The organism is Bacillus vallismortis, assembly GCF_040784915.1.
Taxonomy (GTDB): Bacteria; Bacillota; Bacilli; order Bacillales; family Bacillaceae; genus Bacillus; species Bacillus subtilis_G.
Window position 1 is genome coordinate 1,900,116 of record NZ_CP160797.1, and the last position, 16,652, is coordinate 1,916,767.

General features: G+C 46.8%; 2 protein-coding genes (1 of these 2 only partly in view). Both read left to right on the plus strand.

Annotated elements, in window-relative coordinates:
* Positions 1 to 15,138 carry an amino acid adenylation domain-containing protein gene (locus ABZM97_RS09385; protein WP_367387404.1) on the plus strand — a complete coding sequence of 5,046 codons (15,138 nt, stop codon included), beginning with the start codon at positions 1 to 3 and terminating at the stop codon, positions 15,136 to 15,138.
* Positions 15,122 to 16,652 carry the 5' end (the start) of an SDR family NAD(P)-dependent oxidoreductase gene (locus ABZM97_RS09390; RefSeq protein ID WP_367387405.1) on the plus strand. The gene runs 12,152 nt beyond the window's last position, so 1,531 of the gene's 13,683 nt are visible here — the first part of the coding sequence; the start codon lies at positions 15,122 to 15,124; the stop codon falls past the right edge of the window. Before ABZM97_RS09385 ends, ABZM97_RS09390 begins: the two co-directional genes overlap by 17 nt.

Genomic DNA, 16,652 nt, shown 5'->3' on the forward strand with positions numbered 1-16,652 from the left:
ATGAGAAATAATGATAATACACGCATTTTAGCTAATCCTTCTGTCAGCTACGGTGAGCCTTTACATCTATCTGAAGAGCAGCCGGCAACAATACCTGAAGTTTTATACAGAACTGCTGCTGAGCTCGGGGATACAAAGGGAATCATTTATTTGCAGCCGGATGGAAAAGAAGTGTATCAATCATATGGACGATTGTGGAATGATGCACTGCGTATCGTAAAGGGGCTCCGGCAATCAGGCCTGAAAGCAAAACAAAACGTGATTTTGCAGCTTGGCGACAATTCTCAGCTTCTCCCTGCGTTCTGGGGGTGTGTTTTAGCGGGAATTGTTCCGGCTCCGTTAGCCGTTCCGCCAACGTACGCTGAATCGAGCAGCGGGACTCAAAAGCTGAAAGACGCATGGACGCTTCTTGACAAGCCGGCGGTGATTACAGACCGGGACATGCACCAGGAAATGATCGATTGGGCAAGTGAACAAGGCCTTGAAGGATTCCGTGCAATTGCTGCGGAAGATCTGCTCAGTGCCGAGGCAGAGACGGACTGGCATCAATCCAGTCCTGAAGACTTAGCGCTTTTATTGCTGACTTCAGGCAGTACGGGAACGCCAAAAGCGGTTATGCTTAATCATCGAAATATTATGAGCATGGTAAAAGGGATTATTCAAATGCAAGGCTTCACCAGAGAAGATGTCACGTTTAACTGGATGCCGTTTGATCATGTCGGAGGCATCGGAATGCTGCATTTGCGGGATGTCTATCTAGGCTGCCAAGAAATTAACGTCTCAAGTGAAACGATCTTAATGGAGCCGCTGAAATGGCTGGATTGGATTGATCACTACCGTGCTTCAGTTACGTGGGCACCGAATTTTGCGTTCGGTCTTGTCACTGATTTTGCAGAAGAAATGAAAAACAGGAAATGGGATCTGTCCTCAATGCGTTACATGCTCAATGGCGGTGAAGCAATGGTCGCCAAGGTAGGGCGCAGAATGCTTGAGCTTTTAGAACCTCATGGACTGCCTGCTGATGCGATCCGGCCTGCATGGGGAATGTCCGAAACGTCATCCGGCGTTATTTTCTCTCATGAATTTACCCGGGCTGCAACAAGTGACGATGATCATTTTGTCGAAATCGGTTCTCCAATCCCTGGATTCTCTATGAGAATAGTGAATGACCATAATGATTTGGTTGAGGAAGGCGAGATTGGCCGTTTTCAAGTTTCGGGTCTTTCCGTTACAAGCGGTTATTACCGGCGCCCGGATTTAAATGAGAGTGTGTTTACGGAAGATGGATGGTTTGAAACCGGAGACCTAGGCTATTTGCGAAACGGGCGCTTAACTATTACAGGGCGCACGAAAGATGCAATTATCATTAATGGTATTAATTATTACAGTCATGCGATTGAGTCTGCTGTTGAAGAATTAGCGGAAATCGAAACTTCTTATACTGCTGCCTGCGCAGTCCGCGTGAATCAGAATTCAACGGACCAGCTGGCTATCTTCTTTGTTACTTCCGCAAAAATGAGTGATGAGCAGATGTCTCAGCTTCGTAGAAACATACAATCCCATGTTTCACAGGCGATCGGCGTCACCCCGGAATATTTGCTGCCGGTACAAAAAGAAGAGATTCCGAAAACGGCTATCGGAAAGATCCAGCGCACCCAGCTGAAAACGTCATTTGAAAATGGAGATTTCGATTACTTGCTTCATAACCCCAACCGGATGAACGGGGCGGTCCAAGACGAGGACATGCAGCAAGCAGATCATGTGAGAAGAATAAGGGAAGAGATACAGGAGCATCTGCTCAGCTGTTTGACTGAGGAGCTGCACATTTCCCGCGATTGGGCGGAGCCAAATGCTAATATCCAGAGCCTTGGAGTGAATTCTATCAAGTTGATGAAGCTCATTCGGTCGGTCGAGAAAAAATACCGTATCAAACTCACAGCCAGAGAGATACATCAGTATCCTACGATTGAACGCTTGGCTGGCTATCTATCTAAACAAGAAGGTATCAGCAGCATCTCTGATGACACAGCGGGTACTGACACATCTAAAACGGAACCGGAAAAGAGTCAGGCAGCTTTTCAGCCTCTGTCTGAGGTGCAAAAAGGATTGTGGACATTGCAAAAAATGTCACCTGAAAAAAGTGCCTATCATGTACCTCTCTGTTTTCGATTTTCGTCAGGGCTTCACCTTGAAACATTACAAGAGGCTTTCGGCTTTGTATTCCAACAGCATCCGATCTTAAAGCATGTCATCCGAGAGAAAGACGGAGTGCCATTTCTTACACATGATCCAGCGCTTTCACTTGAAATCAAGACAGAAGACATCTCAGGAATGAAAGAGTCTGACATTCCTTCTTTTCTTAGAAAAAAAGGAAAGGAACCATATGTAAAGGAAAACAGCCCGTTAGTGCGTGTCATGAGTTTTTCCAGATCTGAACAAGAGCAGTTTTTACTAGTTGTCATTCACCATTTGATTTTTGACGGGGTTTCGTCTGTAACATTTATACGCAGTCTGTTTGACAGCTATAAGCTTCTTTTAGAAGGACAGCAGCCGGAAATAACTGTTTCTCCTGCCATTTATCACGATTTTGCGGCCTGGGAGCAGAACATGCTTGCCGGAAAAGACGGCGCGAAGCATCGTTCATACTGGCAGAAACAGCTATCGGGAACTTTGCCGAGCCTTCAGCTGCCTAAGGTCAGCACAAGTTCAGCCGATTCTGAGTTTGAAGAGGATACATATACCCGGCAGCTGTCCAGCGGTTTCATGAATCGGGTCAGGACGTTTGCGAAAGAGCATTCTGTGAATGTTTCGACGGTATTCTTAAGCTGCTATATGATGCTGTTGGGCCGCTATACCGGACAAAAGGAACAGATTGTCGGCATGCCGGCGATGGTGAGACCGGAAGAAAGATTTGATGCTTCCATTGGGCATTTTCTTAATATGCTCCCGATTCGCAGTGAGCTGAACCCGGCAGATATTTTTTCTGAATTTGTGGCTAAATTGCAATTTACCATGTTGGATGGGCTTGATCATGCAGCTTATCCGTTTCCGAAAATGGTGAGGGATTTGAAAATTCCTCGCAGCGAAGCGGGCTCACCGGTGTTTCAAACTGCTTTTTTCTATCAGAATTTTCTTCAATCCGGCAGCTATCAAAACTTGTTGAGCCGCTATGCTGACTTCTTTTCTGTCGATTTCGTTGAGCGTATTCATCAAGAGGGTGAATACGAATTAGTATTTGAACTTTGGGAAACTGAAGAAATAATGGAGCTGAACATTAAATACAATACCGGGCTATTTGATGCGGCATCTGTATCCGCGATGTTCGATCAATTTGTTTATGTAACAGAACAGGCAGTGTTGAATCCTTCTCAGCCTTTAAAAGAGTATTCTTTATTGCCTGAAGCAGAGGAGCAGATAATTCTTAAAACATGGAACGACACTGGCAAAACGTATCCATATACATGTTTTCATGAATTATTTGAGCAGCAGGCGAAAAAGACGCCTGATCGAGCGGCTGTCAGCTATGAAAATCAAACATTGACGTATCGGGAGCTTGATGAAAGAAGCACACAGCTGGCCATTTATTTGCAGGCGCATGGAGTGGGTCCGGACCGCTTGACAGGAATCTATGTGGATCGGTCGCTGGACATGTTGGTGGGATTATTGGCGATTCTCAAGGCTGGAGGAGCATATGTGCCGCTTGACCCTTCCTATCCGGCTGAGCGACTGGAGTACATGCTGGAGGACAGTGAAGTCTCCATCACGCTGACGACATCAGAATTAGTAAACACGTTGAGTTGGAGCGGTGTCAAGACTGCTCTGTTAGATCAAGACTGGGATGAGATCGCTCAAACAGCCTCTGATCGAAAAGTGCTTACACGCACTGTCACGCCCGAAAACTTGGCATATGTTATTTATACATCCGGCAGCACAGGAAAGCCAAAAGGTGTCATGATACCGCATAAAGCTTTAACCAATTTTCTCGTTTCGATGGGAGAAACACCAGATCTTTCACCAGAGGATAACATGCTCGCTGTCACAACCTACTGTTTTGATATCGCGGCTCTGGAGTTATATTTACCTTTGATAAAGGGCGCACACTGCCATATTTGCCAAACGGAGCATACGAAAGACGTTGAAAAACTGAAACAGGACATCCAAACAATCAAACCGACAGTGATGCAGGCAACGCCGGCTACATGGAAGATGCTCTTTTATTCAGGCTGGGAAAATGAAGAGAGGGTGAAAATTCTATGCGGAGGCGAAGCTTTGCCCGAGACATTAAAACGATATTTCTTACATACGGGCAGCGAAGCTTGGAATATGTTCGGGCCAACCGAAACAACCATCTGGTCAGCGGTTCAGCGTATTAATGAAGAATGCTCTCATGCCACGATAGGCAGGCCAATCGCCAATACACAAATCTATATTACGGATTCTCAGCTTGCACCAGTACCGGCTGGCGTTCCCGGAGAGCTTTGCATTGCAGGGGACGGCGTGGCGAAAGGCTATTACAAAAAGCCAGAATTAACGAATACGAGATTCATTGACAGCCCTTTTGAGTCTGGATCGAAGCTTTATAGAACGGGAGACATGGCGCGATGGCTTCCGGGAGGACGAATTGAATATATAGGCCGTATCGATAATCAGGTGAAAATACGCGGATTCCGTATTGAACTTGGCGATATTGAAAGCAGGCTCAGTGAGCATCCCGGCATTCAGGAATGCGTCGTGGTCGCGGCTGAAGAGAATGGAATGGATAAGCTTGCTGCCTATTATACAGCTAAACATGCAAATACTTCTCTTGCAGCAAGAGAGCTGCGTCATTATGTGAAAGACGCTTTGCCTGCCTATATGGTGCCTTCTTATTTTATTCAGCTTGACCATATGCCGTTAACACCGAACGGAAAGATAGACAGAAATAGACTTAAGAATAGCGGACTAACTGCGAAGCATTCAAAAAGAGAGATCTCTCCTAAGAACATTCAGGATGCTGTATTGGCCATTTGGCAGGATGTATTGAAAATGACTGACATTGAACGGGAAGACGGATTTTTCGATGTGGGCGGTGATTCGCTTCTCGCGGTTACTGTGGCTGACCGCATCAAACATGAATTATCCTGTGAATTTTCTGTCACAGACCTGTTTGAGTACTCAACGATCAAAAATATCAGCCAATACATCACTGAACAGCGAATGGCGGATACAAGTATCTCTGTGCCGACAGAACCGGCAGCTTATATAGATCAGTCCTTCGAGGGGAACGATCTGCCAGATTATTATGAGGATAGTGTAGCGGTTATTGGCATATCGTGTGAATTTCCAGGGGCGAAAAATCATGATGAGTTTTGGGAGAACCTCAGAGACGGCAAGGAAAGCATTACGTTTTTCAGTAAAGAAGAGCTTCAGCGCTTTGGCATTTCAGAGGAGATGGCGGAAAATGCCGACTATGTCCCAGCTAAATCTTCTATTGATGGCAAAGACAGGTTTGACCCAAGCTTCTTTCAAATCTCTCCTAAAGACGCTGAATTTATGGATCCGCAGTTTCGAATGCTGCTGACTCACTCATGGAAAGCAATAGAAGATGCCGGTTATGCTGCGAAACAGATTCCGCAAACCAGTGTTTTTATGTCGGCAAGCAACAATTCTTATCGCGCGCTGCTGCCGTCAGATACAACAGAGAGTCTGGAAACGCCGGACGGTTATGTCTCGTGGGTGCTTGCGCAGAGCGGGACGATTCCGACAATGATTTCTCATAAGCTCGGGCTGAAAGGGCCAAGCTATTTTGTCCATGCTAACTGCTCATCGTCCCTGATTGGAATGCATTCTGCCTATAAAAGCCTGCTGTCGGGTGAATCTGCTTATGCTTTAGTTGGCGGTGCTACGCTCCATACCGAGTCAAATATCGGATATATGCATCAGCCGGGACTGAACTTTTCGAGCGACGGACATATTAAAGCTTTTGACGCATCAGCTGACGGAATGATAGGCGGTGAGGGTGTTGCCGTAGTATTGCTGAAAAAAGCGGCTGATGCTGTAAAAGACGGAGATCATATCTATGCTTTGCTGAGAGGCATAGGTGTAAATAACGACGGCGCTGACAAAGTCGGTTTTTATGCTCCAAGCGTCAAAGGCCAGGCTGATGTGGTGCAAAAGGTCATGAATCAAACGAAGATACAGCCTGAAACCATCCGCTATGTGGAAGCGCACGGAACCGGAACGAAGCTTGGAGATCCAATCGAGCTGGCGGCTTTAACGAACGTTTACAAGCAATATACAAATAAAACGCAATTTTGCGGCATTGGGTCGGTCAAAACCAATATCGGACATTTAGATACAGCTGCCGGTCTGGCGGGCTGCATTAAGGTCGTGATGAGTCTTTATCATCAGGAGCTGGCACCGAGTATCAATTATAGGGAGCCGAATCCAAATATAGATTTAGCCAACTCTCCTTTTTACGTCGTCGATCAAAAGAAAACGTTAAGCCGTGATATCAAAACGCACAGGGCTGCACTTAGCTCGTTCGGGCTAGGCGGGACAAACACTCACGCCATTTTTGAACAATACAAAAAGGATTCTGATAAGAGAAAGATAGACGGGACCTGTATCATACCGATCTCGGCAAAAAATAACGAGAGACTGCAGGAGTATGTACGAGATATTATGGCCTATTTGGATAGAAAAGGGCTTGAGAACGAACAGCTGCCTGATTTTGCGTATACCCTTCAGGTCGGGCGGGAAGCGATGGAGTATCGCGTTGCCTTTACTGCCGATCATGTGAATGAGTTAAAACAGAAGCTCACAGATTTTATCAGTGGAAAAACAGTGATTGAAGGCTGTTTTCAAGGAAGTCAGCAGAATTCCAGGGAAGTTTCATGGCTGACGGAGGACGAGGACAGCGCCGAACTGATCCGTAAGTGGATGGCCAAAGGAAAAGTGAACAAGCTTGCGGAAATTTGGAGCAAGGGAGCATATATAGATTGGATGCAGCTTTACAAAGATGAGCGTCCATACAGAATGAGTCTGCCGACATATCCATTTGCAAAGGAACGATACTGGCCGTCTCAGGCTGACTGCAAGCCGCCGAGTCATATATCCGGAAATCAGACAGAGACCGGTTCCATTCATCCGATGCTCCATCAGAATACATCTGATTTTTCTGAACAAAAATTCAGTTCGGTTTTCACTGGTGAGGAATTCTTTCTGAGAGACCATGTGGTAAGAGGAAAGCCGGTGCTCCCTGGTGTTGCGTACCTAGAAATGGCCCGCGCGGCTATCAAGCAGGCGGCAGGAAGCGATACTGGCCTAGGGGGCAGAATCAGATTGAATCATACAGTCTGGGTTCAGCCTGTTGTGGTTGACAAACATTCGGCTCAAGTGGATATCGGTCTCTTTCCTGAAGAAGATGGGAAAATCACTTTTGACATTTATAGTACACAGGAAGACGGGGCCGACACGGTTATTCATAGTCAAGGCAGTGCGGAGCTGGTATCTGCCGCCAAAACGCCGGCCGCAGATCTCGCTGAAATATCACGCCGCTGCGGCAAAGGAAAGATGTCAGCTGATCAATTTTACGAAGAAGGCAGAAGCAGGGGGATGTTCCATGGTCCGGCCTTCCAAGGGATTAAGAATGTGAATATAGGAAACAAAGAGGTTTTGGCGCAGCTGCAGCTTCCAGAAATCGTTTCTGAAACGAAGGAACAGTTTGTGTTGCATCCAAGTATCATGGACTCCGCCTTGCAGACGGCAACAATATGCATCATGCAGGAATTGACAGATCAGAAGCTGATTTTGCCATTTGCGCTTGAAGAGCTTGAGGTGATCAATGGATGTTCGTCTGCTATGTGGGCTTATGCTCGTTTAAGCGACAGCCATCACTCCGGGGATATTGTTCAGAAAGCGGATATCGATGTCATTGACGCAAGCGGAGACGTATGTGTCAGGATCAAAGGGTTCTCCACGAGAGTATTGGAAGGGGAGGTTCACTCATCAAAGTCTTCACCGCGGCATGAACGCTTAATGCTCGAGCCGGTATGGAGAGAACAGAATGGCGGATTTGTGGACGAAGACCTTTCATTCGCAGAGCATATCGTTGTTCTCTTTGAAACTGAACGAAGTGTCATAGACAGCCTTACATCAAACATGAAGGATGCCCGTGTCATAACTCTGAATGAAGCTGAAGGGCATATTGCAGAACGTTATCAGTTATACGCGCAGAACGTGTTTGAGCTCGTGCAAAGAAAGATCCGTGAGCATTCTGCAGGCCGTGTCATCATTCAAGCCATCGTTCCGCTGAATAAAGAGAAACAATTGTTTGCTGGTGTTTCCGGTCTGCTTAAAACAGCTGAATTAGAATTCAGCAAACTTACAGCTCAGGTCATCGAGATCGAGAAGCCTGAAGAGATGAATGATCTTCATTTCAAGCTGAAAGACGACTGCCGGAGGCCTGCTGATAAACAGATTCGATATGAGGCTGGAAACCGTTTTGTGAAAGGCTGGCGGGAAATGGCTCTGCCTTCCGCTGATGAGCATCATATGCCGTGGAGAGACGAGGGCGTTTATCTCATCACAGGCGGAGCAGGAAGCTTAGGCCTTCTGTTTGCAAAGGAAATTGCCGATCGAGCCGTTCGATGCACCATTGTGCTGACGGGACGCTCTGTTTTAAGTGAGCGTAAGAAAAATGAACTGGAGACTCTGCGAAGCATGGGGGCGGAGGTTGTCTATCGAGAGGCTGATGTCAGTGATCAGAGAGCGGTTCGGCGTCTCATGAAGGAAATCAAAGAAAAGTATGGCACACTCAACGGAATCATTCACGGTGCAGGCAGCATTAAAGATCACTTCATCGTTCATAAATCGAATGAAGAGTTTCAAGAAGTGTTGCAGCCAAAAGTAAGCGGTTTGTTCCATGTAGACGAATGCAGCAAGGACTTTCCATTGGACTTTTTCATTTTATTCTCATCTGTTTCCGGAAGTTTAGGAAACGCTGGACAAGCTGATTATGCGGCAGCCAATACGTTTATGGATGCATTTGCTGCATACCGGCGTTCCCTTGCGGTATCAAAGGAGCGATTCGGCTCAACCATTTCCTTTAACTGGCCGTTATGGGAAGAAGGCGGTATGCAAGTCGGCGCTGAAGTTGAACAGAGAATGCTGAAAACCATGGGAATGGTCCCGATGCCAACAGATAGCGCCTTGGAAGCATTTTATCAAGGAATAGCATCTGATAAGCCGCAAGTTTTTGTGATGGAAGGACAGCTTCAGAAAATGAAGCAAAAACTGCTTTCTACAGGAACGACAGCCAAACGGAAAGAGCAGAAAAACGCAGATCAGGCTCACGGTCAAATTCAAAAATTAGAAGCGTCTTTGATTCAAATGGTTGGAGCGATTTTAAAAGTAAACAACGACGATATCGATGTCAATACAGAGCTGAGTGAGTACGGATTCGATTCGGTTACATTTACGGTCTTTACAAATCAGATTAACGAAGCATACCAATTGGAACTAACGCCGACCATTTTCTTTGAATATGGAAGCATCCAAAGCTTGACTGAATATGTAATTGCGGCGTATCCGGGAGAATTGAATCAAGATGCTGCTGTTAATGACACAGATGAAACGTCAAGCTCATTGCACAGTTTAAACAGCCTGAGAGCATCATTAGGCAACATGGTCAGTGCGATCTTAAAAGTAGATAGTGAAGATATTGATGTCAGGACAGAGCTGAGTGAATACGGATTTGATTCGGTTACATTTACGGTCTTTACAAACAAGATCAACGAAACCTATCACTTGGAAGTAACGCCGACCGTTTTCTTTGAATATGGAAGCATCCAAAGCCTGGCTGAATATTTGATAGATGAATTTGAGGAGACTTTTGTTCAGGAGAGCGCAGAATCAGAGGGGCAAGAAGAGTTACAGACAATAACCTCTGAAGTTCCAAAAAGTACAACGCGCAGAAAGCACCGCTTCAAACAGCCTGTTATTGCAAAAGAAGAAACAAGCAAAAAGCAGACTGCCGATTTTGAACCGATTGCAATTGTCGGCATCAGCGGCCGATTTCCTGGCGCTATGGATATAGATGAATTTTGGAGAAACCTTGAGGAAGGCAAAAACAGCATCACAGAAGTGCCAAAAGATCGATGGGACTGGCGGGAGCATTATGGAAACCCTGACACTGAAGCCAATAAAACCGACATCAAATGGGGCGGATTTATTGATGGTGTAGCAGAGTTTGATCCGTTGTTTTTTGGTATTTCGCCGCGGGAAGCCAATTATGTAGACCCTCAGCAACGTCTGTTAATGACGTATGTATGGAAGACACTGGAAGATGCAGGGTGCTCGCCGCAAAGCCTTTCGGGTACAGGGACGGGTATCTTTATCGGTACTGGAAACACAGGTTACAAAGACCTATTCCATAGAGCGAATCTTCCAATTGAAGGCCATGCGGCTACAGGTCATATGATTCCTTCGGTTGGCCCGAATAGAATGAGTTATTTTCTGAATATCCATGGTCCGAGTGAACCTATTGAAACCGCTTGTTCCAGTTCTCTTGTAGCCATTCACCGTGCTGTGACGGCGATGCAAATCGGCGATTGTGAGATGGCGATCGCAGGAGGCGTGAACACGATCCTAACCGAGGAGGCGCACATTAGCTACAGCAAGGCTGGCATGCTCAGCAAAGACGGCAGGTGTAAAACCTTCTCCGCCGATGCCAATGGTTATGTCAGAGGCGAAGGTGTCGGAATGGTCATGCTGAAAAAGCTTGCAGACGCGGAGCGCGACGGGAATCACATTTACGGCGTTATTCGGGGGACGGCGGAAAATCACGGTGGAAGAGCCAATACCCTGACATCACCTAATCCGAAAGCACAAACTGATCTGTTAGTGCGTGCGTATCGCCAAGCAGGCATAGATCCAAGCACGGTCACATATATCGAAGCCCATGGAACGGGGACTGAATTGGGGGATCCGATTGAAATAAACGGGCTGAAAGCCGCGTTTAAGGAATTATCCAATAAGAGAGGCGGCAGCCAGCCGGACATTCCGGATCACCGTTGCGGCATCGGCTCAGTTAAAAGCAATATCGGACATTTAGAGCTTGCCGCAGGTATTTCAGGTCTGATCAAAGTGCTGCTGCAAATGAAGCATAAAACGTTAGTGAAAAGCCTGCATTGCGAGACGCTTAATCCTTATCTTCAGCTGGCTGACAGTCCGTTTTACATTGTTCAGGAAAAACAGGAATGGAAGGCTGTCACAGATCGTGACGGAAACGAGCTTCCGCGCCGTGCCGGAATCAGTTCATTTGGGATTGGCGGAGTAAACGCACATATTGTGATTGAAGAATATATTCCAGAAGCCAATTCAAAACAAATGGCATCAGAACAGCCAAACATGATTGTGCTGTCGGCTAAAAATAAAAATAGGCTAAGGGATCGTGCTTCGCAATTGCTGGAGGCGATTCGCAAGAAAAAATATACAGATCAAGATTTGCACGGCATCGCTTATACCCTGCAAGTCGGGCGAGAAGAAATGGATGAGCGTCTGGCATGTATTGCGGGGACGATGCAGGAACTTGAAGAAAAACTGCAAGCGTTTGTTGACGGTAAGGAAGAAACTGGTGAATTCTTCCTGGGGCAGTCTAATCGCTATAAAGAAACCCAGACCATTTTTACAGCAGATGAGGATATGGCAATGGCACTGGATGCTTGGATCAGAAAAAGAAAATACGCCAAACTTGCGGATCTATGGGTCAAAGGCGTGGCGATCCAGTGGAATACATTATACGGCGAGACCAAACCGCGCCTGATCAGTCTCCCTTCATATCCATTTGCGAAGGATCACTATTGGGTACCGGCAAAGGAACATTCAGAACCGGACAAGAAAGAACTAGTTAATGCTAGTGAAAAGCGCATTGCATGTTTTTTGACAAAACAATGGAGGTTGAGCCCGGTTGGCTCAAAGGTACCGGGGACTCGGACGGTTGCCATCCTGAGCAATCCAGAGACAGCAGATTTGGCTGCTGAAGTGTCTGCGTATTTTCCGAATCATCTCTTATTAGATGTGAGCCGGTTAGACGGTAATCAGTCAGACATCGATTGGAAACAGTTTGGCGGTCTAGTAGATGTCATCGGCTGCGGTGAAGAAGATGAAGGCCGGCTGGATTGGATTGAATGGGTGCAAAGGCTGATTGAATTCGGGCACAAAGAGGGGCTCAGGCTGCTTTGTGTGACGAAGGGACTGGAATCGTTCCAAAACACTTCCGTCCGGATGGCAGGCGCCTCGCGGGCTGGTTTGTATCGGATGCTTCAAAGCGAGTACAGCCACCTTACATCAAGACATATGGATGCAGAGGAGGTTATTGACCATCATCGCCTTGCGAAGCAGATCGCAGATGAGTTTTATACGGACTCCCATGATGCGGAGGTTTGTTACAGAGACGGTTTGCGGTACCAGGCCTTTCTTAAAGCGCATCCTGAAACAGGTAAGGGAGCCGATCAAAGCATGGCCTTCCCGAAAGAGCATGTACTTTTCATTACAGGCGGGACGCGAGGCATCGGGCTATTATGCGCACGGCATTTTGTGAAGCACTATGGAGTGAAAAAGCTGGTGCTGACTGGACGAGAGCAGCTTCCTCCGCGAGAGGAGTGGGCTCGTTTGGAGACAGCAAACACATCCTCGGCACAAAAAATCAATGCAGTCCGGGAACTGGAAGCACAGGGTGTGCAAGTGCAAATGCTGTCGCTTCCTTTATCTGATGAGGCTCTTGTTGAGCAAACGCTGCAACATATCAGGAAAACCTTAGGGCCGATTGGCGGTGTTATTCATTGCGCAGGTCTGACAGATATGGATACTTTGGCCTTCATCCGTAAAACGGCCGATGATATTCAGCGGGTGCTGGAGCCTAAAGTGGCTGGGCTGACAACACTATATCGCCACGTGTGTAACGAGCCATTACAGTTTTTTGTACTATTTTCTTCTGTTTCAGCCATTATTCCGCAGCTTTCGGCGGGACAAGCAGACTATGCTATGGCAAATAGCTATATGGATTATTTTGCAGAAGCACATCAGAAAAATACGCCGATCATCAGTGTTCAGTGGCCGAATTGGAGAGAAACCGGTATGGGTGAAGTAACAAATCATGCATATCGAGAAAGCGGTTTGTTGAGCATTACGAATTCAGAAGGATTGCGTTTTTTGGATCAAATCTTATCTAAAACGCTCAAACCGGTTGTTCTCCCTGCGGTGGCGAATCAAATCAATTGGGAGCCGGAGCTGTTGATGAAGCGGAGAAAACAGCATGAGGACGGTTTACGCGAATTGACTTTACAGAGCCCGCTGGTCACAGACATCGATGGGACCGATAAAATTTTCAAAAATGATGGACTATTATCTGAAACACAGTCCTGGCTGGTTGATTTGTTTACCGAAGAGCTGAGAATTGAACGTGAAGATTTCGAGATTGATGTCTTATTTCAAGATTATGGGGTGGACTCAATCATTTTGGCACAGGTGCTTCAGCGTATAAACCGCAAACTAGAAGCAGCGCTCGATCCATCTATTCTATATGAATACCCGACAATTCAAAGGTTCGCAGATTGGCTGATCGGCTCTTATTCCGAAATGCTGTCCGCTCTATTCGGAGGCGGGATATCGGATACATCAGCACCTTTGGAGAACAAAATGGAGGCAGGCGTATCTGCCACTGCGAAGGAGCGTGCTCCTGCCGACCAGATACAGGCACCGGCGACTCTTTCACCGGACTCTCACGCTGAAGATATTGCCGTTGTCGGGCTGTCTTGTCGCTTTCCGTCTGCAGATACGCTGGAAACCTATTGGTCGTTATTATCTGAGGGGCGTTCGTCAATCGTCCCAGTTCCGGCAGAACGCTGGGGCTGTAAAACGCCATATTATGCTGGCGTGATTGATGGCGTCAGCCATTTTGACCCTGATTTCTTTCTGCTTCATGAAGAAGACGTAAGGGCGATGGACCCGCAAGCATTACTCGTATTGGAAGAGTGTCTGAAGCTCTTGTATCACGCCGGATATACTCCAGAGGAAATAAAGGGGAAGCCAGTCGGCGTTTATATTGGAGGAAGAAGCCAGCACAAACCTGATGAAGAGAGTCTTCACCATGCGAAGAATCCGATCGTGACAGTCGGCCAAAATTATTTAGCGGCTAATATTTCACAATTTTTCGATGTCCGCGGCCCGAGCGTTGTAGTAGATACAGCCTGTTCATCAGCTTTGGTCGGCATGAATATGTCCATTCAAGCTCTGCGCAGCGGTGATATTCAATCTGCTTTAGTCGGCGGTGTCAGCTTGTTAAGCTCAGATGCCTCTCACAGGCTGTTTGACCGGCGCGGCATTTTAAGCAAGCAATCATCCTTCCATGTGTTTGATGAGCGTGCTGACGGAGTTGTGTTAGGTGAAGGCGTCGGAATGGTCATGTTAAAAACAGTAAAACAGGCGCTGGAAGACGGAGATACCATATATGCTGTCGTGAAAGCGGCCTCGGTCAATAATGATGGAAGAACGGCAGGGCCGGCAACACCTAATCTGGAGGCGCAAAAGGAAGTCATGAAAGACGCGCTTGCCAAAAGCGGGAAAAAACCAGAGGACATCAGCTATCTTGAAGCAAACGGGTCAGGTTCAATGGTAACCGATCTGCTTGAACTGAAAGCGATCCAATCGGTGTACCGTTCCGGTCACTCATTGCCTCTTTCTCTTGGCTCAATAAAGCCGAACATCGGGCATCCGCTATGTGCAGAAGGGATCGCCAGCTTTATTAAGGTTGTACTGATGCTGAAAGAGCGACGCTTCGTCCCATTTTTATCAGGTGAAAAAGAGATGGCGCATTTCGATCAACAGAAAGCGAATATCACGTTCACCCGAACGTTGGAAAACTGGACAGATTTGCGGCCTGCTGCAGCCATTAACTGCTTTGCCGATGGGGGGACGAATGCTCATGTCATCGTAGAGGCGTGGGAAAGAGATGAAAAACGCGCCATCAAGCGCAGTCCGATATCGCCTCCCCAATTAAAGAAACGCGCGTTTTCGCATGGCGAGTCAAAGCCGGAAGCGGAGACCTTAAAAATGGATACGGCAAACATATGGGATACTTATGAGGTGGAGGTCTAACGTGAAAAAAATAACGAAACAACTCACATTATCGTTAAAAAATCCGTTTATATATCACCATGTGGTTTACGGACAACATGTCCTTCCGGGATTGGCCTATATCGATATGATCTACCAGATATTCAGAGAACACGGCTACACCTGCTCAGAGCTTCAGCTGCGGAATTTATCCATCTATCAGCCGCTGACGGTGGGACAGGGTGCGGTAATCGCTCTCGATATCCAATGTGCGGAGACAAAAGAAGGAAAGTGGCAAATCACAGCCAAAGGCATTGAAAAAAGCGAAGGGAATGAAGCTTCAGAAGAAAAGCTCTATATGAAGGCTGATATGCATACCCACTCTCCTGCTGTTTTTGAAGAAACTCTGGATTTCAACCAGATCCAAGCAGCTGCGCAGAACGTTGTTCAGCTTAATGATGTATATGAACAATGCAGACGTCAGGAATTGGTGCACAGTGAATATATGAAAGCGAAAGGCTGCATCCATGAAGAGGAAGACGGCGTCCTTCTCGATCTTTCTCTCGGCTCGGAAGCCATGCAGCATGCAGAAGGCTTTATGTTTCATCCGACTCTCATAGACGGGAGCGGGGTGGGTGCCAACAATCTGCTCACATCTTTGCTTAAAGGGGAACAGAGGCTGTATTTGCCTCTGTTCTATGAATCCTTTTCCGCTTCAGCACTTTTGCAGACACATTGCATGACCAGAATTAAGCGTTCCTCTGTCCGTCAGGAAAAAGAGCTGATTTATGTAACACTTGAATTTTTCAATGCTTCCGGTGAAAAAGTAGCTGAACTGAAAAACTTCACAAGCAAACTAGTGCGTGAAGCAGAGCTGATTAGCGGAAAGCATCAGGATGCACAGGAGAAACAAGAGACAGGAAAGGACGCAGCCGAGCATACTCAAGCTGCAGATACGGTATCTTCATCCGGCAGTATGGATTCCTATGGCGGGGCTGAACAGTTTGTAAGCCAATTAATCGCAGACAAAATAAATAAACCGATCGAACAAATTGAAAAGCATGTCGGCTATTACCAAATGGGATTGAATTCATCAGGCTTGCTTGAAGTGGTAGAAACGATCAGTGACAAGATCGGTGAGAGCCTTTCGCCGACTCTCCTATTTGAGCATACCACCATTGCGGAGTTGTCAGCGTTTCTTACCGAGGATTATGGTGAGCATTTTAGTGCCGCTGGTTCCCTTGATCAAATTGAAAGAGAACACGTCTCCAATAGTATAATCGGCGATACAACTGTCGAAGGACGGAGGACAAGCGGACGGACAGACTCTTCTCGTGTTGCATCTTTTGAGCAATCGGGCGACATTGCGATTATCGGCATGGCGGGCAGGTATCCGAAGGCGAACAATATTCATGAATTTTGGAACAATCTGAAAGAGGGTAAGGATTGCATTAGCGAAATTCCTGAGTCGCGCTGGGATTGGCGGCGATTTGAAGGAATCACATCTCCTTCAGGTAAGGACATTTCCAAATGGGGCGGATTTATTGACGACCCAG

What these genes read in the sequence shown, in the direction of transcription:
- ABZM97_RS09385 (WP_367387404.1), top strand. Translation starts at nt 1, where the DNA reads ATGAGAAATAATGATAATACACGCATTTTAGCTAATCCTTCTGTCAGC.